General features: G+C 41.1%; 17 protein-coding genes. 8 read left to right on the top strand and 9 right to left on the bottom strand.

What is annotated here, in order from left to right:
* Nucleotides 1-15: 15 nt before the first annotated feature.
* Nucleotides 16-1,281, top strand: a complete 1,266-nt coding sequence (locus tag DQW11_RS20575; protein WP_113926015.1) for a M23 family metallopeptidase — start codon at nt 16-18, stop codon at nt 1,279-1,281.
* Nucleotides 1,282-1,632: 351 nt separating this feature from the next.
* On the opposite strand, the gene DQW11_RS20580 is transcribed toward DQW11_RS20575, so the two are convergent.
* Genes DQW11_RS20580 through DQW11_RS20595 form a run of 4 tightly spaced genes read right to left on the bottom strand, consistent with a single transcriptional unit; the run spans nt 1,633 to nt 9,482 of the window.
* Nucleotides 1,633-3,987: an OmpA family protein gene (locus DQW11_RS20580; RefSeq protein ID WP_232826811.1), complete on the bottom strand. Its 2,355-nt coding sequence runs from the start codon at nt 3,985-3,987 to the stop codon at nt 1,633-1,635.
* A gap of 2 nt (nt 3,988-3,989) precedes the next feature.
* Nucleotides 3,990-4,964: a PorP/SprF family type IX secretion system membrane protein gene (locus tag DQW11_RS20585; protein WP_113926017.1), complete on the bottom strand. Its 975-nt coding sequence runs from the start codon at nt 4,962-4,964 to the stop codon at nt 3,990-3,992.
* 12 nt (nt 4,965-4,976) lie between these two features.
* Nucleotides 4,977-8,942 (bottom strand): DUF7507 domain-containing protein, encoded by a 3,966-nt coding sequence (locus DQW11_RS20590; protein ID WP_113926018.1) that lies wholly within the window; start codon nt 8,940-8,942, stop codon nt 4,977-4,979.
* 18 nt (nt 8,943-8,960) lie between these two features.
* Nucleotides 8,961-9,482: a hypothetical protein gene (locus DQW11_RS20595; protein ID WP_113926019.1), complete on the bottom strand. Its 522-nt coding sequence runs from the start codon at nt 9,480-9,482 to the stop codon at nt 8,961-8,963.
* A 467-nt stretch (nt 9,483-9,949) separates the two neighbouring features.
* Here DQW11_RS20595 and DQW11_RS20600 point away from each other — a divergent pair, with 467 nt between their 5' ends.
* Together DQW11_RS20600 and DQW11_RS20605 are read left to right on the top strand one after the other, a co-directional pair.
* Nucleotides 9,950-11,386, top strand: a complete 1,437-nt coding sequence (locus DQW11_RS20600; protein WP_113926020.1) for an aldehyde dehydrogenase family protein — start codon at nt 9,950-9,952, stop codon at nt 11,384-11,386.
* 70 nt (nt 11,387-11,456) lie between these two features.
* Nucleotides 11,457-12,554 (top strand): P1 family peptidase, encoded by a 1,098-nt coding sequence (locus DQW11_RS20605; protein WP_113926021.1) that lies wholly within the window; start codon nt 11,457-11,459, stop codon nt 12,552-12,554.
* Nucleotides 12,555-12,569: 15 nt separating this feature from the next.
* Here the strand turns inward: DQW11_RS20605 and DQW11_RS20610 are convergent, their stop codons facing one another.
* The 3 genes from DQW11_RS20610 to lysA form a co-directional block, all read right to left on the bottom strand.
* A complete protein-coding gene (locus tag DQW11_RS20610) occupies nt 12,570-14,099 on the bottom strand; it encodes a cryptochrome/photolyase family protein (RefSeq protein ID WP_113926022.1) in 1,530 nt (509 codons plus the stop codon).
* A gap of 18 nt (nt 14,100-14,117) precedes the next feature.
* Nucleotides 14,118-16,028 (bottom strand): T9SS type B sorting domain-containing protein, encoded by a 1,911-nt coding sequence (locus DQW11_RS20615; protein ID WP_113926023.1) that lies wholly within the window; start codon nt 16,026-16,028, stop codon nt 14,118-14,120.
* 391 nt (nt 16,029-16,419) lie between these two features.
* A complete protein-coding gene (gene lysA, locus DQW11_RS20620; RefSeq protein WP_113926024.1) occupies nt 16,420-17,652 on the bottom strand; it encodes a diaminopimelate decarboxylase in 1,233 nt (410 codons plus the stop codon).
* Between the two features lie 160 nt (nt 17,653-17,812).
* Here lysA and DQW11_RS20625 point away from each other — a divergent pair, with 160 nt between their 5' ends.
* From DQW11_RS20625 to DQW11_RS20635, 3 genes are read left to right on the top strand one after another with little or no spacing between them, the layout of a single operon-like run.
* A complete protein-coding gene (locus DQW11_RS20625; RefSeq protein WP_113926025.1) occupies nt 17,813-19,525 on the top strand; it encodes a sensor histidine kinase in 1,713 nt (570 codons plus the stop codon).
* Entirely contained in the window at nt 19,522-20,214 is a 693-nt protein-coding gene (locus tag DQW11_RS20630; protein WP_113926026.1) for a response regulator transcription factor, read from the top strand. The genes DQW11_RS20625 and DQW11_RS20630 overlap by 4 nt, the downstream gene beginning before the upstream one ends.
* A 2-nt stretch (nt 20,215-20,216) precedes the next feature.
* Nucleotides 20,217-21,452, top strand: coding sequence for an exo-alpha-sialidase (locus DQW11_RS20635; RefSeq protein ID WP_113926027.1), 1,236 nt, complete (start codon nt 20,217-20,219; stop codon nt 21,450-21,452).
* Nucleotides 21,453-21,685: 233 nt separating this feature from the next.
* Here DQW11_RS20635 and rlmH read toward each other — a convergent pair whose 3' ends face one another.
* Complete coding sequence (gene rlmH, locus DQW11_RS20640; RefSeq protein ID WP_113926028.1) at nt 21,686-22,159, bottom strand: 23S rRNA (pseudouridine(1915)-N(3))-methyltransferase RlmH; 474 nt, start codon at nt 22,157-22,159, stop codon at nt 21,686-21,688.
* Nucleotides 22,160-22,379: 220 nt separating this feature from the next.
* On the opposite strand from rlmH, the gene DQW11_RS20645 reads away from it, so the two are divergent.
* Together DQW11_RS20645 and DQW11_RS20650 are read left to right on the top strand one after the other, a co-directional pair.
* Nucleotides 22,380-22,805: a hypothetical protein gene (locus DQW11_RS20645; protein WP_113926029.1), complete on the top strand. Its 426-nt coding sequence runs from the start codon at nt 22,380-22,382 to the stop codon at nt 22,803-22,805.
* Between the two features lie 214 nt (nt 22,806-23,019).
* Nucleotides 23,020-23,520: a fasciclin domain-containing protein gene (locus DQW11_RS20650; RefSeq protein WP_113926030.1), complete on the top strand. Its 501-nt coding sequence runs from the start codon at nt 23,020-23,022 to the stop codon at nt 23,518-23,520.
* 231 nt (nt 23,521-23,751) lie between these two features.
* Here the strand turns inward: DQW11_RS20650 and DQW11_RS20655 are convergent, their stop codons facing one another.
* Nucleotides 23,752-24,267: a YcxB family protein gene (locus tag DQW11_RS20655; RefSeq protein ID WP_113926031.1), complete on the bottom strand. Its 516-nt coding sequence runs from the start codon at nt 24,265-24,267 to the stop codon at nt 23,752-23,754.
* Between the last annotated feature and the right edge of the window lie 65 nt (nt 24,268-24,332).

The raw sequence follows: 24,332 nt of genomic DNA on the forward strand, positions 1-24,332 counted from the left end.
TTCACCCCCTCTCACATGAATAAAAAATTAACTTTTACTGTCTCTGCCTTGCTTGTTTTTGGCACTGTGTTTTTCTTTAACCACAAGGAAACAGATCTAGCCGAAGATAAAATTGAAGTCGTAGAACAGAAGAAGGAAGACCAAATCCTTTATGGCATCAACGTCAATGAATTGGATGTAGTGGAAGGTGTTGTCGGCAGGAACGAAACGCTTTCAACCATACTTGCGCCATTCAATGTTCCTTACCAAATCATCGACGAAATCGCCCGAAAGTCAAAAGATATTTTTGATGTAAGGAAAATTTCTTTTAACAAAAAATTTACTGTACTCACATCCAAAGACACTTCCCTGGCTCAGTTTTTTATTTACGAACCTAACCCTGCCGAGTTTGTCGTTTTCAAATTAGACGAGGGGGAAGTGTACAAAGAAGAAAAACCTGTTGAAATCCGAAAAGTAGAAATAGGAGGGACCATCAGCAGCAATCTTTATGTAAATATGACTGAGATTGGAATCGGCCCTGATCTGATTGACCAATTTGCGGATTTATATGGTTGGGCAGTGGATTTTCAAAGACTTCAAAAAGGTGACAAGTTTAAAGTTTCTTATTCTGAGAAGGTAGTAGAAGGTAACGTGATCGGCATTGGTGATATAGAAGTTGCTTATTTTGAACACATGGGAGTTCCTTATCACGCCATCCCTTTTGAGCAAAATGGCGAAAGAACGTTTTTTGACCAGGATGGAAACAGTTTCAAAAAAGCTTTTTTGAGGGATCCTTTGAAATATTCAAGAATAAGTTCACGATATAATCTGAACAGGTTTCACCCGGTTCAAAAAAGATATAAAGCCCACCTAGGTACAGACTACGCAGCCCCAACCGGAACAGAAATCAGGTCTGTGGGAGACGGAACGGTCGTTGAGGCAAGATATACTAGTGCAAATGGCAACTTTGTAAAAATCAAACACAACGGTACCTACACTACTCAATACCTTCACATGTCCAAAATTGCGAAGGGAATGAAATCAGGATCAAGAGTGAAGCAGGGTCAGGTAATCGGATATGTAGGTAGCACCGGCTTGGCTACGGGGCCACATCTTTGTTTTAGATTTTGGAAAAACGGAAAGCAGGAAGATTGGTTGAAAGAGAAAATCCCGCCATCTGAACCAATATCTCAGGAAAATAGAATGGCTTTTGAGCAAGTAAAGACTGAGAGTATGAGACAGATTGCTGCGATACCTTATGTAGATGCAAACCAAAAGATGGTAGCCAAGGTTAATCGTTAATCTGAGAATCGATATATCAACCATTGAGGACCAAGAAGTTTTTACTTCTTGGTTTTTTTATGGGTCGGTCAAAATCACTTTTGGCTAACTTTTTGTAAAAGGCAAATCCCTTGTGGCTTCAAAAGTGGAGGTTTGATAATAACCATCCAACCAAGTAAGAACGTATCAAGGCATTCAGGGCCGAAGGACTCCATGCTTTCCTATGTTGATTTGGAGAAAAAAACCATGGAAAGATTTTCTTCGTCTATTAATCTTAGTTCAATTGAAAGAAAAAAAAAGGACCTCCCAGAAGGAGGCCATTTTTACTTATCTATCTCGCAAGTTTAAAAAATAAAGTCTTCAATCATTTTTTCACTTCAACCGAAGTTCTGTTCTTCTATTCAGTTGGTGCATATTTTCAGTACATGGTATTGTTCCGCAGTCATTGATGGGCTGTGATTTACCAAACCATTTGTATTCTATCCTATTGGCTTCCACTCCTCTCTGCACAAGGTATTCCAATACCGCTTTTGCTCTTCTTTCTGCTAACTTCATGTTGTAATCCTCATTTCCTCTTTGGTCAGTGTGACCTGAGAGATAGAGCTGGAGGTTTTTCAGTTTTTTCATCATCAGTGTTACCCTCTCCAAATCCTTCTCATGGACTGCCCTGATCGTTGATTTGTCAAAATCAAAGTAAACTGCAGGGATTGAATTCATTTCATTTTGGATTTCCTCGAAAAGGGCGTTCTCATCACACAGATCTTTTCCAAACAATGAAGCAGGCAAATCATATTCCCTGTTGGGATCGCTGAAAGCTTCCAATACCAATTCACTTCTTCTGTTCAACTGATGCTTTGTCTCAGGACAAGGCACGCCATCGCCACAGTCATTGGCCAATTTTTCCTTGCCAAACCAATCAATCCGAACCCTGTTTTCTGAGATGCCAAATTTGGAAAGATGGTCTTTGACTGCCCTAGCACGTTTTTCACTCAAAATTCTATTGTATTCCACAGATGCCCTTGTATCCGTGTGGGAAGCAACTGCCAAGTCAAGGAAATCATATTTTACCATCAACTCCGCAATTTTATTTAAGACCGGTTCGGCGTCATTTCTAATTTGAGCTTTGTCCAAATCGTAGTAAACAATGTCCACCAAGACAGGTAAATTATAAGGGATTCGGACAAGTTTATATTCTCTTTCCAAAATATCATCCTGAAGACCTATGGTAGAAAGTGTGCTATCCTGGATGCTAAAATATCCTTTTTTACTGATTTTAAGATTAAAATTACTTTCAGGTTCGAGATCTGCCAAAATTTCTCCTTTGGTGTTTCTGAGTGAGGCTATTCCTACCGCGCCTTCTTTTTTCGTCAGCGTGGTGGTAAATTCTTCGCTGATGATGTTGTCATCACAGTCAATCACCCTAGCTATCAATCTTTTGAAAAGATCCTCGATCAGGTAAATGTCATCCAATCCCATGCCTCCGGTCCTGTCCGAACTCAAATATCTTTTTCCTTCTTTGGTCACGAGATAACCAAAATCATCTCTTGGGGAATTGTAAGGAGATCCCAAATTTTGGACATTCTTGAAGCCCGAAGGAGAAATTTCCGCTTTGAAAATATCCATTCCACCTAATCCCGGTAGTCCATTGGAAGAGAAATAGAATGTTGACCCATTGACTGAAGGATACCTCTCGTTTTTTGCGGTATTGATATTGGTTCCAAGGTTTACCGGTTCTCCGAATTTCAATTCTTCATCGTAAGTGACATAATAGATGTCAAATCCACCTTTTCCTCCTGGTTTATCGGAAGAAAAGTAGATTCTTTTATTTTGTTCATCCACGAAGGGATTCATGACCCCGTATTCGGTAATGCTGTTGATGGGAAAAGGCTTTGAATCAGACAATGTCCCATCAGGCCTGATCTTACTGTAGAAAATCTCCGAATTGAGGGAATACTCCCTGCTGCCTTTGATTTTATTGACATCTCTAAATACAGAATAGAATATGATTTGCTGACTTTCCATCAAGCATGGATCGCTGATGTGGAGTGCGTCAGGTAAGTCAGAGGTCAATTTTGAAAGCGTACTGTCCTTGTCAAATTTATAGATTCCGAAGAAAGCCCTGTCATTGAAGCTGCTTTTCTCCGTGCTGTATAGATTGCTTTTTGCGTCCAACCTGACACCTTTTTTGTCTGTAGGCATGATATTTCCCCTATCACTTGAGAAATATTTATTTCCTTCATTATCGGTTTTCAACCCAAAATCAGAACCGTCGGTATTGATTCCTTTGGCGGGTACCAATTTGACATTGGCCTTTTTGGCGGACATGGCTCTTATCAGGTCAAAGTCCAATTCCGGAAAGTCATTTTCATCAAAAGAAGATCCCTTTAACATCTCATCAATCTGGTCCGCTTTGCCGACTTTCATGGCAGCAGTCAGGTATTGCGAATAATCTGCCCTTTCAGCTTCCTCATTGGTGATTACTTTTTCCCACCAATCAAAGGATTTTTCATAATCCTGCACTTGGCTGTAAGCTTCAGCAGCACTTCTTGCTGTGGATATTTTTGGGGTTCTGTTATAAGCCTGTTCGTAAGTTTCAGCTGCATGCTGGTAATTTTCCAGTTCTTTTTGCTTGTCTGCATAGCGCAAAAGCCTGTTTTGGGCAAAAGATTGAATAGGAAAAGTGCCGACCAGAAAAATCAAGAACAGAAAGTAAATTTGTTTTCTCATGATCAGAACCATCTTGGATTTTTCATTGTGACTTTTCTTGGGGACAAATAAAATCCTACAGAAAACTCATGAGAATTGTTCCTTGAATTTTGAAGGGCATTTAAACTTTGATCGTAAGCATATCCAAATCTAACTTTATCAGAGGCAAAGACTTCCACTATGAAAGCCATAGCATTTCTTCTGCTGATGTTACTTTCGAGGTTATCATTCCAAATATGCATGTTGGTCCTGTATGAGGCTCCAAGCCAGAGTCTGTCATAGAACAGGAACATGCCGTTGAGGTCAACATTTGTCGGTGACCCTTTTACTTGCTTGATTAGGAAGGAAGGTTTGAACTCAATCGCATCCGTAATCGGAACCATGGCACCTGCAGTCAGGAAGAAATGGAGGTCATGAAGAGAAAGGGAAATATCCTCTCTTTCCAATGTTTTTTTCCCAATCATATTGAATGCGCTCAATCCTGCATAAAATCTGGTATTGTGAAAGAACAAACCGACATTCATGTTTGGACTGTAGAGGTTATTGATTCCTGAGGGGATTTCAACATCATCTTGGTCGATGGGATTGAGCATATCACCGTCGAGTTGGTACTCTGATACCCCTGCGCTCGCACCAAGTGCAAGGAAGGATTCTTTCCCTGTCTGGATTCGGTAGGAGTAGGTTAGTAATCCTGTGGTTGTTCTGGTAGGTCCGATCTGATCTGAAAGAACAGATACTCCAAATCCCATCATCCCCTCATTGGCACTTAAGTCTGCGGTAACGGTAAAGGTGCGCGGTGCGCCTTCGAGGTTGACCCATTGGTTTCTATAAGTACTTTGGATATATCCCTGGTTTTTATATCCTGCATATCCCGGATTGATATGTAAGCCATTAAAAATATATTGGCTGAACTGTGGCAGCTGCTGCCCGTTTCCTGTATGATATGCCATCATGGCCATCAGCAGAAAGAGTCCATATATTTTATAATTCCTTTTCATGATTTGCGAGATTTACTTTTTGATAACCTGGATCCAACCTTTGAATTCGTGTACTTTTCCTTCCGAATCAGTTCCTCTGAAGACAAAGAAGTAAGTACCTGCCACTATCCCTTCTGCGTTCCAGTCATTGTCATAATTACTGTTTTCGTACAGATGGTCACCAAATCTGTTTAGGATTACGATTTCTCTCTGAGCAAATTTTTGGGATCCTCTGATGATGAATCTGTCATTTTTTCCATCATTGTTTGGTGTGATGACATTTGGGATAAAGAGGGCGTTTACCTGATTGGTATCTTCTGCGGCATTGTCATCCGGATTGATATCCTCCTCATCTGAGGACAACATTACCCTGTTGACAATATTCAGAGGAGTTCCGTTGACAAGGGCATCTGCTTTTACCTTGACATAGATCGTCAATTTAGAATTCGCAGGGAAGAACGGAATGGTGTAGGTAAGTTTCTTTCCTGTAATATCTGTGGTTACTTTGATGTCGTTTGAAGAGGAATTAAACCTTGTGCTGACATAAGTAACTCCATTTGGAAGGTCATCGATTACCACAACATTGGTAGCATTGAATGTGCTTAAATTGGTAACATCAATCTGGTATTCGAATTCATCTCCTTCAAAAATTTCAACCTCATTTGAAGTTTTGGTGATGTTCATATCCACTTCTGAATTGACCAATCTAAAGGTTACAAATGCCTCATCGCTATTGGTAGGGTTCAGCGATTCTCTCAACACATACTTTAAAGTGTATTCCCTTGCCTCATTGACACCAGGTATCAGGCTCAATTCACCTTCTCCTGTGGTCAAGAGGCCGATGATTCCGTCCAGTTCAATGAATTCGAAGTTAATATTTTCAGGAGTTACAGGCTGGCCATTGAGCAAGTCGTTGGTCAGAATATTGCCTAGAACTCCACCAAAATCCAATGCATGTGTTCCAAACTCATCGTCATTGGCAATGATCTTGTTTTTTGATCCTGCCACAGTTACCGAATCAGTGGAATTTACCTCTTCCCCATCAGACCCCGTAGCTTTTACTAAGACAGTGTTCAAAATGGTACCTGCAACAAGGTCCTCGACTTTCACCGTATAGGTAGTTTCGAATGACACAGTCTGTCCGGGAGCGAGGCTTGCAATGGTTTCATTCAGGCCAGTAAGTGGATCTACCACAGTGACGTTTGTCAAAGTTGTATTTCCGGTATTGGTGACCGTTATAATGTAAGGGATAACCTGGCCAACTTCTGTATAGGTTTCGGTATTGGTTGATTTGGTAACTGAAATAGAATCTACATTACAGGAGTTGACATTTAAGGTAACCAGTGACCTTGGTCCGATACAATCAGCCGAATCACCTTGTGCAACCCATACTTGGATAGTTCCGGTCACGTTGGCATCAACCTTAAATCCGGTAGAAGCTTCGCCTCCTTCAGCTTGTGTAAAGAAGAAAACTTGATATTGATCCGCTTCACCAAGATTACTTGGAAGAATTAAGGTATTCAAATCAGGAATTTCTTGGCCTTGGCAAAAATCATAAGCTGCGCCTTCCGCAATGGTTGGGTTGGTGGTAATGATGGAAACCTCAATTTTAAATTCGAAAATGCAATTACTTGAATTAACCGGAATTCCGTAGTATGTTCCTGTGGATGCAGGGAATGGATTTGAACTTGTAAATTCTGTGGAATTGTTTGGATCGATACCATCAAAGAACCTGATTCCTTTTGGAAATGAAATGGCGATGGCATCTACCGCTATTCCCTCTTCAGGATTGATATTACAGAAGTTGAAAGTACTGAACAAGTCCACCTCTCCACAATTTGCCTCAGCCCATTCTGCACCCCCTAAGATAGAGATTACAAGAGGGGTTTGGATAGGTTCACCTTCACAAGCACCATCCAAAAACCCTTGGGTAAGCTGGATCCCTGTAAAATCGCTTTTGGATACTTTGCCTTTTCCTGAAATAGCTCCTCCTACGGAAATGAAGGCATCGCAATTAGGATTTGAAAGAATCAAACAATCCTGGGTTACTTTTAACTTATAAGTCAACTTTGCCAAGATAGCAGTGATATCTTCCTGCAAAGGCAATTCTCCCAACTCCCAAACGATAGAACCTGTTGCTCCCAAATTAGGGTCAAAGTATGGCGCTTTAATGGTGTTGGGGGTAAAGAATGCCTCAAAATTGGCACTGACAAAAGTAGATGTGAATGGAATAGGTATGATTATTTTTCCATTTTCAATTCCTTCAGTTCCGAGATTTCTGATGTCTAGGGAATATTCAATTTCTTGGCCTGGCTGTACACTAGGATTTTCAGTTGCAGGAACTCCATTTATGGATACCACCTGATTCAAACCTTGGATGTCAGGAACATACGCATCTACAGAAAAAGCGATAGAGTAAATATTATAGATATCAATATTGGACCCATATCTAAAAGTAGTGGAGGTCTGCCCATTTGCAATGATTGAATTATCCGGATTAGGTACATTCCACATCGCGATGTCGATCCCGGTGTTGTTGTCCAAAGCAGGATTTCTTGGGTTTGCAACCAAATTACCGTTGTTATCACTTACCGGAGTGTAGATTGAGGAATTAAAGAAGTTATTTGTTTCATTAAGGGCATGTTTCAACCTAACCCACTCCGTATTGGATGCATTTCGGATTTCAAAGTAATCGCCACTTAATCCTCTTTCCCCTTCCCCTGCCATTACTCCAAGTTTCAAATTCACTTGGCCGTTTGGTACTGCATTGAATCCATCAATCAGAAGTTCTCCATTAACAGCGACAGAATCACCTCTTGTCCTTATAAAAGAATAGCCATCGAATACTGTTATGTCTCTCCATTTCATTTTGGAGTTTTCATAGACCACAACTATTCCCCAATGGCCAAAGTATCCAATACTACTTCCAAAACCATCTGTAAGTGCCATATCTGCAATGGTATATTCTCCAAGTCCCTGACTTTTGACAAGTTGGGTTACATCAGCATATCCCACATACATATCATTCAATTCACCTGATGGATAAAGGATATTATTTGCGGAAGCTGTAATTTCTTGGTAGTCAGAGGAAGCTGGGCCTTTGAACTTTACTTTTCTTTTGTCAAGGTTAAGATATACAGGTACTTCGGGCACAAAAACGCCATCAGCTGTGATCCTTGCAAAATTTTCTACAGTACGATATGCCGCAACTTCTTCCGTTCTTGAAACAATTCTCTGTAACCTATCAACCTTTAATGTAACATTGCCTTCAGTTATTGTAATTGGATCAAACGTAACAGTGCGGATATTTCCGTCAGTTGTCACTGTTTGATTGGTTAGAATAATCATTGCGCCACTGGTTCCGATTCTGTAGCGGGCAGGATTGTTATTGTTATTTGAAAATTCAAACTGATAGGTATTTCCCCCTTTTCTTGAGGTAAAAGTATATCTCGGAGAACGGTTACCTTCTGCGCCAACCCGGCTAATTGTCATCGCATAAAAAGAATTTGCAATTGAAGCGTTGTGATTTGCTATCTGAACCTGATTGGTTACAGTTACCGGTGAACCATCCTCAAATCTAGAAATGACATCAAAATTCATCCCCAAATCCGGATTAGCTCTACCTGACCAATAAAGGCCAGCATAAATTATTTCGGAACAATTTGGGTCTGCATTGTTTTCCCCCGAAAAAACCAAAGTGGATGAAGAGGAATTGACAGTGTTTGGATTGTTGTCAACATCTACATAGATCATTTCGTTTCCCGAATTGTCGATTTCGGTAGGATCTGCAAGGGTAAGGTTGGTATTTCCAATGATGGTGAAATCACCCCTTAATTTAAAAATATTGTTTTCAGGTGCAGGATTTCCTACTCTATGTTTAAATGGAACCCTGTTGTCAGTTTGTGCTGAGATCTTGCCTATGAAAACTACAAATAACAAAACCAAATACAGGTTAGCTAAAAGGAGTTTTTGGGATGAAAATGAGAAAAGTGTTTTCATGATTTTTCAGTTTTAGGATTAAAAATTAGAATTGACCTGATACAAAAGAATGATATCACCTTCTTCAAATCCGGTTACCATCATTTCGGCTTCCGCCTGAGTCATGGGAATTTCGGAGTTGATAAAAATGTAGGCAATATTTGAAAAACTCTTCAAGTCTTCCAGGTTGATTCTCAAGGCAGATTTTTCTGAAGTGCTGCCAAGATTTATCTGTAAAAGTTTTACAGTTCGAAAAATATCGTTTTCTGACTCCAGGGCCGCAATGCTTCTGAAATCTACAGAGACTTTTTGAGGGAAGCCTTCCCCCACAATTTTGATATTTGAATCCTTGATGATGATGCTCGGAACATGGTCAAAAACCAGGGTTTTAAGATAGTCGGTGTTTTTTTCTCCTGCTTCCTTTACGAATTCATCTAATAAAAAGGCTTTTTGGGCATAACCTTCTGAAAGACAAAGACCAAACAGGATAAAGGATAATGTGAGTAGAAAGGGCAAACTGTTGCGGTTTTCTTTCTTTGCGAGAGTAATTAGAGTCATCATAGCGAGATATTAAATGAACAAAATCGGTAGGCAGTTGAGATAGAATAAAGCCTTGGGTGGTTAGATGATATACAAGGGTGATGTTATTATCATTTAACTGCTGTAAAAATACAATTAATTGATTTTCATTTCCTAATGATTTTCAAAAAATATTTTACAAAATGCATTTTTTTGCATTTATATGTTAAAAAGTAATTTAAGGGGAAGGTGCAATTATTGGCCTTCAAGCAAAAAAAAGGGGTTTTTCAACCCCTTTTGACTTTTGTCAATTTTTCTTTTTTCAATTGCTGGAGGTACTTTTTAATTATCTCCAGTCTGTGATTATCTCCCAAAATGAATTGAGGAATAATCCTTTCCAAGCTCCATTGCATGATCATTTAAACTTTAAGCCTATTGTACGCAGCCAAAAAAGATTTGTTTTTTCGGATTGCTTGACTGAACTTGATGGAAGTTAAAAACATTGAACCATGCAAAAGACCCAAGAACTTGATTTTCTAGAATCCCAAATTGAAGGTATTTTCCTGCTTCAAAAACAAGAGGCAATAAAGCTTCGAAAAGGATCAGCCTTCCTCCGCATTGCACTTTTGAAAAGACTGCTGGATTGGATCAATAAAAACCAGGAAGATATCCGAAAAGCCGTCCATGCTGATTACCAAAAGCCTTATCCGGAAATAGATGTGACGGAGATTTTCCCTGTATTGATAGAAATCAACCATGCCATCAAGCATCTTGAACATTGGATGAAACCAAAAAAAGTTGGAGCGCCGCTGATTTTTTTGGGTACCAAAGCCTATATACAATACGAACCAAAAGGTGTAAGCCTCATCCTAGCTCCTTGGAATTACGCTTTCAACTTAGCCGTAGGTCCCTTGGTTTCTGCGATTGCCGCAGGTTGTCCGACCATCGTCAAACCTTCTGAAATGACACCCCATACCTCCGCTTTGCTAAGGAGAATGATGGCTGAAATTTTTGACACCCATACCGTGGCTGTCATTGAAGGAGGGGTAGAAGTCTCACAGATACTTTTGTCCAAACCCTTCGACCATATTTTCTTTACAGGAAGCCCCGGAGTAGGCAAAATCGTCATGAAGGCCGCTGCTGAGCATCTTACCTCCGTTACACTGGAATTGGGGGGAAAATCACCTGTGTTGATTTTGGATGATGCCGACCTTAAGGATACTGCTGATAAAATCACGGCTAACAAATTCCTCAATTGTGGGCAGACCTGCATAGCCCCGGATTATATTTTGATCCCGGAGAGGTTGAAAGATGCCTTTGTCGAAGAAATGAAAAAAAGCATTGAAAAAATGTATGGCTCAAATAAAAATGGAATTGAGGGTTCAAAGGACTATTCCAGAATTGTGAATGAAAGCCATTTTAAAAGGATACAGCATATTCTTTCCGATGCCAATTTGAAAGGAGCAAAAATCGAATTTGGTGGTAACTCAAACGGTCAGGAAAACTACATTGAACCCACCATTCTTTCCCATGTCACTTGGGAAATGAAAGTCCTCCAAGAGGAAATCTTTGGACCGATTCTTCCCGTGGTGACTTATGACAATCTAGATGACGCGATCATGATAGTCAACCAACAACCCAAGCCCCTGGCTTTTTATGTGTTCTCCAAGAATGACGAAAAAATCAATGCTATTTTCAATGAGACTTCCTCAGGGGCGGCATTAGCCAATGACTGTGCCGTACATTTTCTTCACCGGGAACTTCCCTTCGGCGGTGTCAATAACAGCGGCATTGGCAAATCTCACGGACATTTTGGGTTCTTGGCATTCAGCAATGAAAAAGCCGTCCTGAAGCAGCGAGTAGGATCAGCCGCTGTCAATCCCTTGTTTCCTCCTTTTACTTTGGTCAAAAAGAAACTGGTCAAAGGAATCCTGAAATGGCTTTGATTGAATATGACAAATCCTAAAATCCTGTATTTTGAAAAATAGAATTTCGACCTCCCTTCTCCTTATATATATGATGTCACAATCACTCGCCTTTGGACAATCAAGACCCCGTGATTTGGGAATCCTAATAGGTGTGATCCAAACCGGTCCACAAAACGCCATCACAGATGTGGCAGGGGTGAAAGTCGGAGAAATCACACTATTCAATGGAGAAAATGTAAGGACAGGTGTTACGGCCATCATTCCCCATCAGGGTTATCTGTTCCAATCAAAAGTTCCTGCGGCTGTATTTGTGGGAAATGGATTTGGCAAACTTGCAGGAACTACCCAAATCGAAGAATTGGGAAATATGGAATCCCCCATCATCCTGACCAATACCTTGGGTGTAGCAGCTGGGATCGAAGGAGTGGTAGCATATACTTTGTCGCAACCCGGAAATGAAAATGTACAATCGGTGAATGCAGTCGTCGGGGAGACCAATGATGGATACCTTAATGACATCCGGGGAAGACATGTGAAAACGGAAGATGTGCTTGCAGCCGTTAAAAATGCCAAAGAAGATAAAGTTTTGGAGGGAAATGTCGGGGCAGGAACGGGTACCGTATGTTTTGGATTCAAAGGCGGGATCGGAACTTCCTCTCGGAAATTGCCCGAATCATTGGGCGGATACACGGTTGGGGTTTTGGTGCAAACCAATTTCGGTGGGGTATTGCAGATTGACGGTGTTCCGATAGGGGTGGAATTAGGCAAATACAGTTTTATGGACCATATGTCTTCTGTTGACGGATCCTGCATGATCGTCGTGGCAACCGATGCACCTGTCAATGAAAGGAACCTGAAAAGAATCGCACAAAGGGCCATGATGGGATTAGCCAAAACAGGAGGAATCGCCTCCAATGGTTCGGGAGATTATGTGATCGCTTTTTCCAATTATCCCGGCAACTTGATTTCTCATAATTCCCCATCCCTTGAACTCCAAAAACCCACTTACCTGCAGAATGATGACATGAGTGCACTTTTTCTTGCCACCATCGAAGCAACAGAAGAAGCTATCATTAATTCACTTTTTGCGGCGGAAGACATGACAGGAAAAGAGGGGAGAGAAGTAAAGGCTTTGCCAAAAGAAGAGGTAATGGAGATAATGAAACGTTTTAATAGGATCAAATAATTTTCACTTCTCTAATTATAAATCATCAAGATTCTCCAGATATTTTTCTGCCTGCTCCAGGATTTTGGATTTGTCTTTCATCTTTTCCCAGGTCTTGTAGGCCATTCCGATTCTTGGGTTATTGGCTAATTTGTCTTCATTTCTATCGTAGAAATGCCAATAAAGGCTGTTGAATGGACATGCGTTTTCTCCTGTTTTGAGATTTTTGTCATAATGGCATCCCTTACAGTAGTCACTCATCTTATCAATGTAATTAGCCGAAGACACATAAGGCTTGGTACCCACGATACCTCCATCTGCAAACTGACTCATGCCTCGCGTATTGGTGATTTCTACCCATTCGATAGCATCAATGTAGATCCCCAAATACCAGGCATCCACTTCATTAGGATCTATTCCAGCCAAGAGCGCAAAGTTTCCGGTTACCATCAATCTTTGGATATGGTGTGCATAAGACTTTTCCAAAGACTGTCCGATGCTGTGTTTCAGGCAATTCATTTTGGTCTTACCGGTCCAAAAGAATTCAGGCAATTTTCTTTCGTGCTCAAAGAAATTCAAAGTCGCATACTCAGGCATTTTGGCCCAGTAGACTCCGCGCATATATTCCCTCCACCCGATTATTTGCCGGATAAATCCTTCGACTTGGGCGATGTTGATCCTGTCCTGATTTGCAAACCAATACTGCTCTACTTTTTCCACCACTTCAAGCGGGGAAAGCATTTTGGTATTCAAACTGAAACTGAGCCTGCTATGAAATAAAAATGCATCTCCTGTGTACATTGAGTCTTGGTATTCGCCAAAACTGTCCAAGAGTTTTTCACAGAAATAATCGAGAACTTGAAGGCTTTCCTCCCTTGTAACAGGCCATTCGAGGTTTTTCTCATCTATAGAACCGATCGTCTCCACTTCCATTGTATGGATTACCCCGACAATTTCACTTGCATTTTTTGGAAATACCTTGGGCGCTTTGAGAAGCAATGGGTCACGAAATTTGTTGCGGTTGTCTTGGTCATAGTTCCACTTACCGGTCAAAGGCTCTTTTTCATCCATAAGGACATCATACTTTTTCCTCATTTCCCGGTAAAAAGTTTCCATCAAAAATGTCTTTTTCCCATTGAAGAATTCAGCCAAAAATTCTCTTGAGGTTAAAAAATGTTCCGAATCAAAATGCCGGGAGGGAATTGAAAGGGATTTGCAGAAATCTGCCAACTGCCGATCGAGCCGGTATTCATCCGGCAAAAGATATTCAAATCTACCGATATCATGTTTTTCAATCAAGAAATGAAGATTTCCAGGAAGGCTTTGGGTATTGTCAGGTTGGTCGAGCTTCCAATAGATTACTTGGTGACCTTGAGATTGGATGGCTTCAGCAAAATTCCTCATGGCCAAAAAGAATCCGACCACTTTTTGGATATGGTGACGGACATAGCCTGTTTCCTGCTTCATTTCCATCATGACGTAGAAGGTGTCAGGATGTATTTCGCTAAACCAAGAGTGATTGATGTTCAGTTGATCGCCAAGAATCAAGCGCAGTGTTTTGGACATAAAAGGTGTACGGACTGATTACCATACACCATTTGCTACCATTTTGTTTTCTCTGATAAGGGTAACGGTTCCTGCTTTTTCGATCACTTCCCCTTTAGGAGTCTGGAAGCTGACTTTGTACACATAATTGCCGGAAGGTAACAATTGACCATTCAATTGCCCATTCCATCCCTCGGTATTTTGGACTGCATTCGAAAAAATCATTTCCCCCCATTTGTTAAAAATATCCATTCTATATCCGCTGATTCCTTTTGTTTCAGGTTTGAAAAGGTCGTTTAATCCGTCACTGTTTGGGGTAAAGGCATTCGGCATCATCAGGTATTCATTGACTTGGTTGACTTTGACCTCCTCTTTCTGAACAGAAGAGCATCCAAAAACATCATAGGCTTTCAATACAACTTCAAATTCGCCCGGCATCTTGAATATATGGACAGGATCTTTATCTGTTGAAACAGTCCCGTCTCCAAAATTCCACTCCCAGGCAATAAAGTCCTCGGAAATTTTACTTTCAAATTTCAATTCGTCATCGACCAATATTTCTTCTTCGGTATCCAATTGAAGTTTTTTGACATCAAAGCCAAGCCTGTCTTTGGAGGCAATATTGCTGTAGTCGACAAAAATCTTTTCTATGATTTTGCAGCCGTTGGCATCAGTCACTTCCACTGAAAGTTCTCTTTCGGTCAAAAACTCGATCTCCTGGGTATTTTTGTTGACATTAAGCCAAGTGATTTGGTAAGGTGCTTTCCCACCTTTGATGCTGACCCACGCCACACCTTTGGCCTCATTGGTCTCACAGTTGATATCAACGGTGGTTTCAATTTTTGCAGTTAGCTTTTCGGGACCTGTTAGGGTGAATGTTTTCTCAATAGAACATCCTGAGTTGTCTGTAATTGTGACACTGTACTCTCCGGATGGTACATTTTCGAGATCTTTTTCTTTGGATCCATTGTTCCATAAGAAGGTAAATGGCGCTATCCCACCTTGAATATCGAGCGAAATCTCACCTGTCTCTGCATCGGCACAAAGTAATACAGCCGAAATTTCTGCTGTGACTGCCATAGGCTCCGCGGATTTGATGGTATAACTCTTGGAAATACTGCATCCGTTGGCATCTGTTACGGTCAATGCATATTCCCCTGCTTCCAAGTCAGTGATGTTGTCGGTGGTTTTTCCATTTGACCAAAGAAATTGAAAAGGGCTTTTGCCTCCCGAAGGCGTCACTGAGATACTTCCTTTGGGCTCATTGGAGCAGGATATGTGTGTTACTTCTTCTTTCAGCTGAATCGCCTCACTGTTTGATTTGATTTCAAAATAGAGTGTTTGGTTACAGTTGTATTGGTCAGAGACTTTCACGGAGTAAGTTCCCGGTGATAAGTCTTTGGCATGAAGAACATCTGTCAAGCCATGGCTCCATTCGATTTTATAGGGTTCGCCCCTGCCCATTTTGATGTTAATCTTTGCTTCGCCATCGCCGTTGTTGCAGGAGGCATCTTTGGTTTGGGTCATTTCAATGATCAATGGAAATGGTGGCTGAACCACAATTTTCTCTTTGATTTCATGGCCGGCACTATCCTTTATCCAAACAGTATAGGTCCCGGAAAGTAAACTGTACCTGTTTTGGACGGTTTGTAAATTGTTCCAGACAAAAGTATACGGAGGAACACCGCCTGAAACATCAAGTAGGATGTGGCCTCTATCGGCATGGGTACAGAGTGCCAACTGACCGCTTACGGTGACGCTCATGTCTCCTGGGTTGGGTGTCCCGGTTTGATTCATGGTTCTGAATACGGTAGCATCCAACACAATTGGTCTGCGGATTTTGCTGTATAGCTGCTCGAGATTCATCCCCTGTGACAAGGCAAAATGACTCCAACCCTGAAGAAAAATCAGGAATACCAGGGTTTTGAAGAGTCTTTTTTGCCAATTCATCTTGCACTTGGGTTTTTGCCAAAACAGCGCTCTTTGACCGTGGGTTTTTGTGGTTGAAAAGCAAAAATCTGTTTTTGGCAAATAGAAATATTATTTTATGTTTTTTGAATAAAACAAAATGATATCTCTGTGTTTGGGTGATTTGATATAATTAAGGAAATTATATACTAAAAAACCAACACCCTTAGGTTCAGGCAATAAATCAGAAAAACTCAAAAAAAGGCAAATCCCATATCAATTTCAAAAACCGGGAGCGGACCTGCTTTTTTCAGGTGATGAAGTGTAGGTCGATGGTTGAAAAAATGTCAAAAATAATTTCAATTCACCCCTTCAAAAATGAAAAAACCCGGCTTTCAGTAGCCGGGTTTAGATTTTTATAGAATCAATTTTTTTATAAACCTATATCCACTTGATGTTTCAGAATATCGTCAAAAGTTTCTCTTTCTCGGATAAGGTGAGCTTTGCCATTGAGGATCAAAACCTCGGCAGGACGGAGCCTTGAATTGTAATTAGAAGACATGCTGTAGCCATAAGCTCCGGCATTTTTTATGGCGAGAATATCACCTTCTTGTACCTCTTTCAGTTTTCTGTCAGCGGCGATGGTATCAGTCTCGCAGATATACCCGACGATGGTGTATATTCTTTCGGGTCCCTCAAGTTTGGAAATATTCACCACCCCATGGTAGGCATCGTACATCATAGGACGGATCAGGTGGTTGAGACCTGTATCCACACCGACAAATGTGGAAGCTGGCGTTGGCTTCACCACATTGACTTTGGCCAAAAGATACCCTGATTCTGACACGAGAAATTTTCCCGGTTCAAACCAAATCTCCAATTCAGTTCCGTATTCTTTGCAGAAAGATTTGAAAGCCTGAGATACTTTGGCACCGACTTCTTCGATATCGGTAGATATGTCGTCCGGCTTGTAGGCGACTTTAAATCCTCCACCAAAATCAAGGAATTTGAGTCCTTTAAATTCTCTTGCTGCATCAAAAACAATATTGGCTCCTCTCAGGAAAACCTCAGCATCCAAAATGTCGGAACCGGTATGGATATGCAATCCTATAATGTTGAGGTCGTGGGCTTCGACGACTTTGAGCACATGCTTCAGCTGGAGAATCGAGATTCCAAACTTGCTGTCAATATGGCCCACGGATATTTTGGCATTGCCGCCTGCAAGGATATGCGGATTCAGACGGATGCAAAGCGGTACTTTATTGCCATAGAAAGTGCCAAAATGTTCCAACATCGGAATATTGTCAATGTTGATCATTACCCCAAGCGCAACCGCTTCCTGGATTTCTTCAAAAGAAACACTGTTAGGCGTATACATGATTTCATGCGGTTCAAATCCCGCATGTTGGCAAAGTTTCACTTCTTCAATGGAAACAGCATCTACACCAGTACCTGCTTTTTTCATCAATTTCAGGATATTGATATTGGAAAGTGCTTTGGTCGCGTATTTGATTTTGAGGTTGACTCCCGCAAAGGATTTTTGAATGAGTTTTACCTTTTCCAAAATTTTCTCCCCATCATATACATATAAAGGTGTACCATATTCTTTTGCCAAACCGATCAAAGAAACTCCATTAATCTGGTATTGCTGGTCTTTAACTTCCATGAAACTAATTTTAAGCCCCAAAGATAAGGATAGAACCACAATAAAAAAGATTGAAAATCGGGTCTCTGGATCTTCCTCAATTGAAACAAGTTGAATAATTTACTCCGTTAAATAATGTTAAGCCCCACCCTTGCCATCCAATAAGGAATAAATTTGCATCATGTCGAGTTCCCAAATGAAACTGATCATAGTCCTGATGTCCATCGCCAGTCTTGGTTTGGTGGGCTTTCAATACTATTGGATCAGAAATGCGCTCCGGATCAACGAAGAAAGATTTGAACAGGCAGTTTATCAATCATTGGCCGCTACTGTAGCCCAGATCGAGAAAGATGAAACCAGCGATGTTTTTCTCAGCTATCTGGTGCAGGACACTATACTTCAGCAGTCGCTCGTCAACCAAATAGAACCTATTGTGGTTCAGATCAGGCAAAGACCCATTTCGGGCAGGAGAAGAGCTTCCGTCACGGACACCTTGCTCAAAGAGCCGATCCCCCAGATCAGTCAAAGTTTCAGAAGGTTGATCGAATCCCGTGGAATTGACAAAACTGTTCTTGCCGATCTCGACAACTTCTTTACCACGCTTACACCCGAAATCGCCTCCTCCATGTTTACCCCTGACGAAATGGAGATTTTGCTTCAGGAAAGGGAACGTCAGCTCAATTACCTTGACCAGTCTGAAAAATTGTACAGGAGTAGATTTGGGTTTGCGCCCGACCCTGATTTTGTCGAAGAATACAATATCCCGATGGATTTTCTTGAAAAAATCAGGATTGCCAACCAAAAAATCGCCTTGATGAACAAGGCCTGGGAGGAACTGATCGGTGAAAAGGATATTCTTTCAAGAATGGATACCGGTCAGGTCAAACAGATCCTAAAAAATAACCTTCAAGAAAAAGGGATTGAACAGCCTTTCGAATTGGGGATAATCAATGAGAAAGGAAAGCTTTTTCCGGTGACAGCAACGGTTGATTCATTTTCTTTGGTCAATTCAAAAATGCAGGCGAGATTATTCCCCGGAGATATTATTCCGCAGGAAAACTTCCTTTTCATCCACTTTCCAAACAAAAGAGCCTATGTTTTCAGACAGATATGGCTTCCTGTCTTGAGTTCGGTGCTTTTTATAGGAGTAGTGATTTTTTGCTTTGTCTATGCCATCAGGGTCATAATCCGACAAAAAAACCTCTCGGAAATCAAGAATGATTTTATCAACAACATGACCCATGAGTTCAAAACTCCCATCGCAACCGTCAGTCTCGCGGTGGAAGCTTTGCAAGATCCTGAATTGTTGAACCAGGAATCTTTCCGAAAGAGATACCTGAGTATCATCAAGGAGGAAAACAAAAGATTGGGAGGTCAGGTGGAGAAAGTCTTGCAGGCAGCTACTTTGGAGAAAAAGGAGTTCCGCTTGAAACTGGAATATGTTGACCTCACGGAAATTTTGATAAATGCCAAATCCCAGTTTGAACTTCAGGTAGAAAATCGAGGAGGAAAGATCACATTAGAGAATGTGATGTCAGACCCAAATCTGATGTCAGATCCCTTCCATTTGTTGCATATTCTCAATAACCTGCTCGACAACGCAAACAAATACAGCAAAGAAAGTCCAATTATCCATATCAAGGCTTGGGACCAAAACGGTTTTGCTTTCGTATCCATTCAGGACAATGGCATAGGCATGTCGAAAGAGGTGACCAAGAAAATTTTCGATAAATTCTACAGGGTTCCCACAGGCAATGTCCACGATGTAAAAGGCTTTGGATTAGGACTGTCCTATGTCAAAACCATCATTGAAGCCCATAAGGGTGAAATATCAGTAAGCAGTGAACCAGGAAAAGGAAGTATATTTACCATCAAACTCCCCAAGACACCATGAGCAAACCAAAACTATTAGTAGTAGAAGATGATCCGAATCTAGGGGACATCCTGCAGGAATACCTGACCATGAAAGGCTATGAGACCACTCTTTGCCGTGACGGAGAGGAAGGTTGGTCTAAGTTCAAAAAGGACAAATACAGCCTTGCCATCCTGGATATCATGATGCCAAAGAAAGACGGTTTTACCCTCGGCAAAGAGATCAAGAAAGTGCAGGAAGACTTGCCGATCATCTACCTGACTGCCAAAAACCTCAAAGAAGACATCATCGAAGGATTGAAAATCGGAGCGGATGATTACATCACCAAGCCGTTCAGTATGGAGGAATTGCTCCTCCGGATCGGGGCGATTCTTCGTAGAACACAAAAATCGGAGGAAGTCCATACTTTGAAGCTCTATAAATTCGGAGAATTTGAGCTCCACTATGATGAGCAATATATCAATGGTCCCTCGGGTATCCACAAGCTCACTTCCAAGGAAAATGAACTGATCAGGTTGTTGGCTTCAGAAATCAACAAACTGGTAAACAGAAGCCATGCCCTGAAGCAGATTTGGGGAGATGATTCTTATTTCAATGCGCGAAGCATGGATGTGTACCTCAGCAAAATCAGGAAAATCCTCAAAGACGATCCCAAAGTACAGATCATTACGATCCATGGGGAAGGTTTCAAAATGGTGGTAACAGACTAAAAATGATCAAAAAAATCGGCAATCAAATAATTGTATTGGGCTTCCTCTTGGGGACAGCCCTTTTTTCTTGTGGTGAAAAAAAGCAGGAAACCAATGCGCCTTCAGTTGAAATAGTGGAAGAATTTTCTTCTGAAAATGCCCATATCGAAGAACCATATCTTTTCACTTCTCCCCAAGGCGAAACCTATCTTTCTTGGATAGAAAAATCTGATTCCATCAATATTTTTAAATTTTCCAAGTTGGAAGGCGAAACCTTTTCCCCTGAAACCACCATTGCCCAAGGAACAGATTGGTTTGTAAACTGGGCGGATTATCCACAGATGTCAGCTTTTGCTGACGGGACGTTGGTCGCCGCATTTTTGCAAAAAAGCGGAGAGGGAACCTTTGCCTATGATGTCCGGATCACTATTTCCAAAGATGGGAAGCAATGGTCTGAGCCCTTTGTCCTGCACGATGACAAGACCCAAACAGAACACGGCTTTTTTTCCATGGTTCCATGGGGAGAAAATATGCTCGTCAGTTGGTTGGATGGGAGGAACACCGGAGGTGGAGGCCACGACCATAGCCATGACCACGGTCACCATGGTCAGATGACGGTCAGGGCCGGTGTATTGGATACTGACGGGAATAAAATAGATGAATGGGAATTGGACAAAAGGGTTTGTGACTGCTGTCAGACGACCTCGGCCATGACCGAGGAAGGTCCGGTGGTGATCTTCAGAGACAGGTCCGAAACAGAAATCAGGGATTTGGGGATTGCGAAATTTGAAAACGGAAATTGGAAGGAAACGGCACCGGTTTATATGGACCTGTGGGAAATAGCCGCCTGTCCTGTCAATGGGCCAAGAGTCTCTGCAATGGAAAATCAGGTTGCTGTGGCGTGGTACACAGGTGCAAAGGACAATCCTGAAGTGAAAGTTTCCTTTTCCGATGACAATGGAAAGTCATTTGAAACGCCCACCAAAATCGATCTTGGGCAAACCCTTGGACGGGTGGACATCGAAATGATAGCCCAAGACAAAGCGATGGTGTGTTGGATGGAAGAGGGGAAGATTCTTGTCAGGTCAGTTGATTCCTCCGGCAAATTGGGCAATCCGATCCAGGTGGCTACCTCATCCGACAAAAGAAGCAGTGGTTTTCCCCAAATGACCAAAAACGGAAATACCCTTTGGTTTGCTTGGACGGATGATTCCGGGGATTTAAAGAAGGTTAAGGTTGCGAAAATGGAGGTTATTTGATGGCTTGATGTCCGATTCAATCTATGACGCCCCTCTGAGTGTAGCGAAGAGTCTCTTTTATTTTGGGATCTTTCTCCCGTACAGCTGTCGGGATCGTACCTCGGATTCAAGATGACGCTACACCAATCGTCATTTCCCAATTTCTTTAATCTTATGTCTTACGTCTCATGTCTTAAGTCTCGCTTCTTATCCCCCTGCCCCAATCTCACGTCTCATATCTCTTGTCTCACATCTCATTGATGGTGATAAGGTTCATTCTTCAGGATCGTAAAAGCCCGATACAGTTGCTCCACAAAAAATACCCTGACCATTTGGTGGGAAAAGGTCATTTTGGAAAGTGAGATTTTGCCGTTTGCCCTTTGGTAGACTTCTTCTGAAAATCCATAAGGCCCGCCGATGACAAATATCAACTGCTTCAAACCTGCATTCATTTTCTTTTGGAGATAGTCCGAAAAATCCACGGATGAGTATTGCTTTCCCTGTTCATCGAGCAACACCAACTCATCTGAAGTCTGTACTTTTTTCAGGATCAGTTCTCCTTCTTTTTCCTTTTGGGAAGCTTCACTGAGGTTTTTGGAGTTTTTTAGATCGGGGATGATTTCCAACTCGAACTTGATATAAAACCCCAAGCGCTTGCTGTATTCCTCCAATAGCGTCTGAATGGCGGCATGGTCTGTTTTGCCGACGGCGATAAGTCTGATCTGCATCCTGCAAAATAATTAAAGCTTAACCGAATAATCTGGATTTTGGAAATAATTGTGATTAAGGATTAGTAAAAAGTCCGAAGTGAAGGTTTGATATATTATAAACTAATGAGATATTTAGAGATAGAGATACCATTTCCTCTCAAAAAATAATTATAAATAGAGAAGTGATTTATAATTCAGGATTAATCTTAAAAACCCACCACTAGATTAAATTGACTAAATGAATTTATTTAAAGATTTCTACGATTTAGGGCTTTGGATTATCCATAAACTTCGTCCTCCAATTCCAGTTTATATAATTGTTTCTCGAGACTATATTAAAGTTATAAATCTAGAAAATGGGCGGACTGCTTCAGAGTTCTCTGAAAGGAAATTTTCCACTTCGAGACTATTAATTGCAGATACGATCGTTGCAGAGAATTTTGCGGCAGAATTATTAAATCGAGTATGTTCTACAATACAATTGAGAACAAGATCATTAAAAGTGGTTTGTCATCCGTTGGACAATGAATTATCCAATCTTTCCCCAGTAGAGAAAATGATTTTTACCGACTTTGTATTTCAAATTGGAGGGAGACATATCAGAATAATTAGCAACGAAAAAGAATTAACAGTAAGCGAATTAAAATCAAAATATTATGCCTAGCATTCTTTGAAACATTTTTCAGCGCCAGTCAGCGCAATCTGCGGGAGCAACGATTTGATACCGTCCAAATAAATCATTTCTTTAAACAGCCATTTTTTGTAAACAAACGGTCGTATGCTGTACGTCAAAATCCCTTAACAAAATTTCACAAGTATTTGAAAAACAATAGGATAGGCTTTGGACTTTATATTGCCTAACCAAAACTATTGTTACCATGAAAAAATTATTTGCCATTGCGATGTTGTTCACATTCTTTTTGACATCATCCTTCACTTTGAACAAAAATGCCACTTTGAACCCGGAAGCAGATATCGTTGATCTTGCGGTTCAGACCGAATTCCTTTCCACCTTGGTAGCCGCTGTCAAAGCCGGTGACTTGGTCGGTGTCCTGAAGGGTGATGGTCCTTTTACTGTTTTCGCGCCTACCAATGATGCTTTTGCCAAACTTCCTGCAGGAACGGTAGAGAATCTTTTGAAGCCTGAAAACAAAGCCCAATTGGTAGCGGTATTGACTTACCACGTAGTTCCGGGAAAAGTCTATTCCAAAGACCTGAAAAACGGAATGAAAGCCAAAACTGCCCAAGGTTCTGAAGTAACCATTACTTTAAAAGACGGAAAAGCCATGGTCAACAATGCTACTGTTACCGTTGCTGACATCGAAGCTTCCAATGGTGTGGTTCACGTGATAGACACGGTGATTTTGCCGAAGATGTAATAGTGTGATTGGACGTTTTGATTTATTTAAATACCTTTGAAAAGGTTAATGGTCAATAGACCATAGACCATGGACGATCAATCGTTGACTTAACAAAAAGGCCTGATTCAATTCGAATCAGGCCTTTTTTGTTTTTTTATAAGTTCGCTTCCTAGAAAGTAACCAAATAGAATCTTGGATTGAAGTCCAATTGTAGCAGCTGTGGACTGTTGCCCATGGACTATGGTCTTTTTACTTTTTCACTTCCGGCGTGGCTATTTTGCCCGCAGGCTGTTCAGGAAGAAATCCTTTTCTTCTGAGGATGGCTTCCAAAAATTTCCTTTCATTCTCCGTGTTGAAGATCTTGAAAGGAAGGTATATGAATTGGGCTTTGGACATGGTCAGGATATACGCATCTTTGGTCAGGTCCACCTTTTTGATCAGGTCCCATTTGATGGGCATCCCCTGTTGGACGTTGAGTTTCATCAATATCTGCCTGCTGTCAATCTCATAGGACATTTTTTCAAAGATGACCTTGTTCTGTTCCATTTGGGTGACACCTGCAAACTGGATTACCCAGAAAAGCCAATATAATACATAGGCAAGTATTGCCATGCTGATCCACCACCAAGATGCAATCCAAAAATAACCGCAACCTATGGCGATGGCGATCAATACCACCCACCATTGTTCCTTGAGGATATTGGTCAATCCCAACTTGATATAGGTTCCTGTTTCTAATTGATATTTTTTTGTTTTGACTATCATTACTTCATTTTTTTCGTGCGCAAATATCTAATGATATCCCTTATTTCACAAGCTAAACAGGAAAC

It is taken from the genome of Cognataquiflexum aquatile, from assembly GCF_003316845.1.
In the GTDB taxonomy this organism is placed as follows: domain Bacteria; phylum Bacteroidota; class Bacteroidia; order Cytophagales; family Cyclobacteriaceae; genus Cognataquiflexum; species Cognataquiflexum aquatile.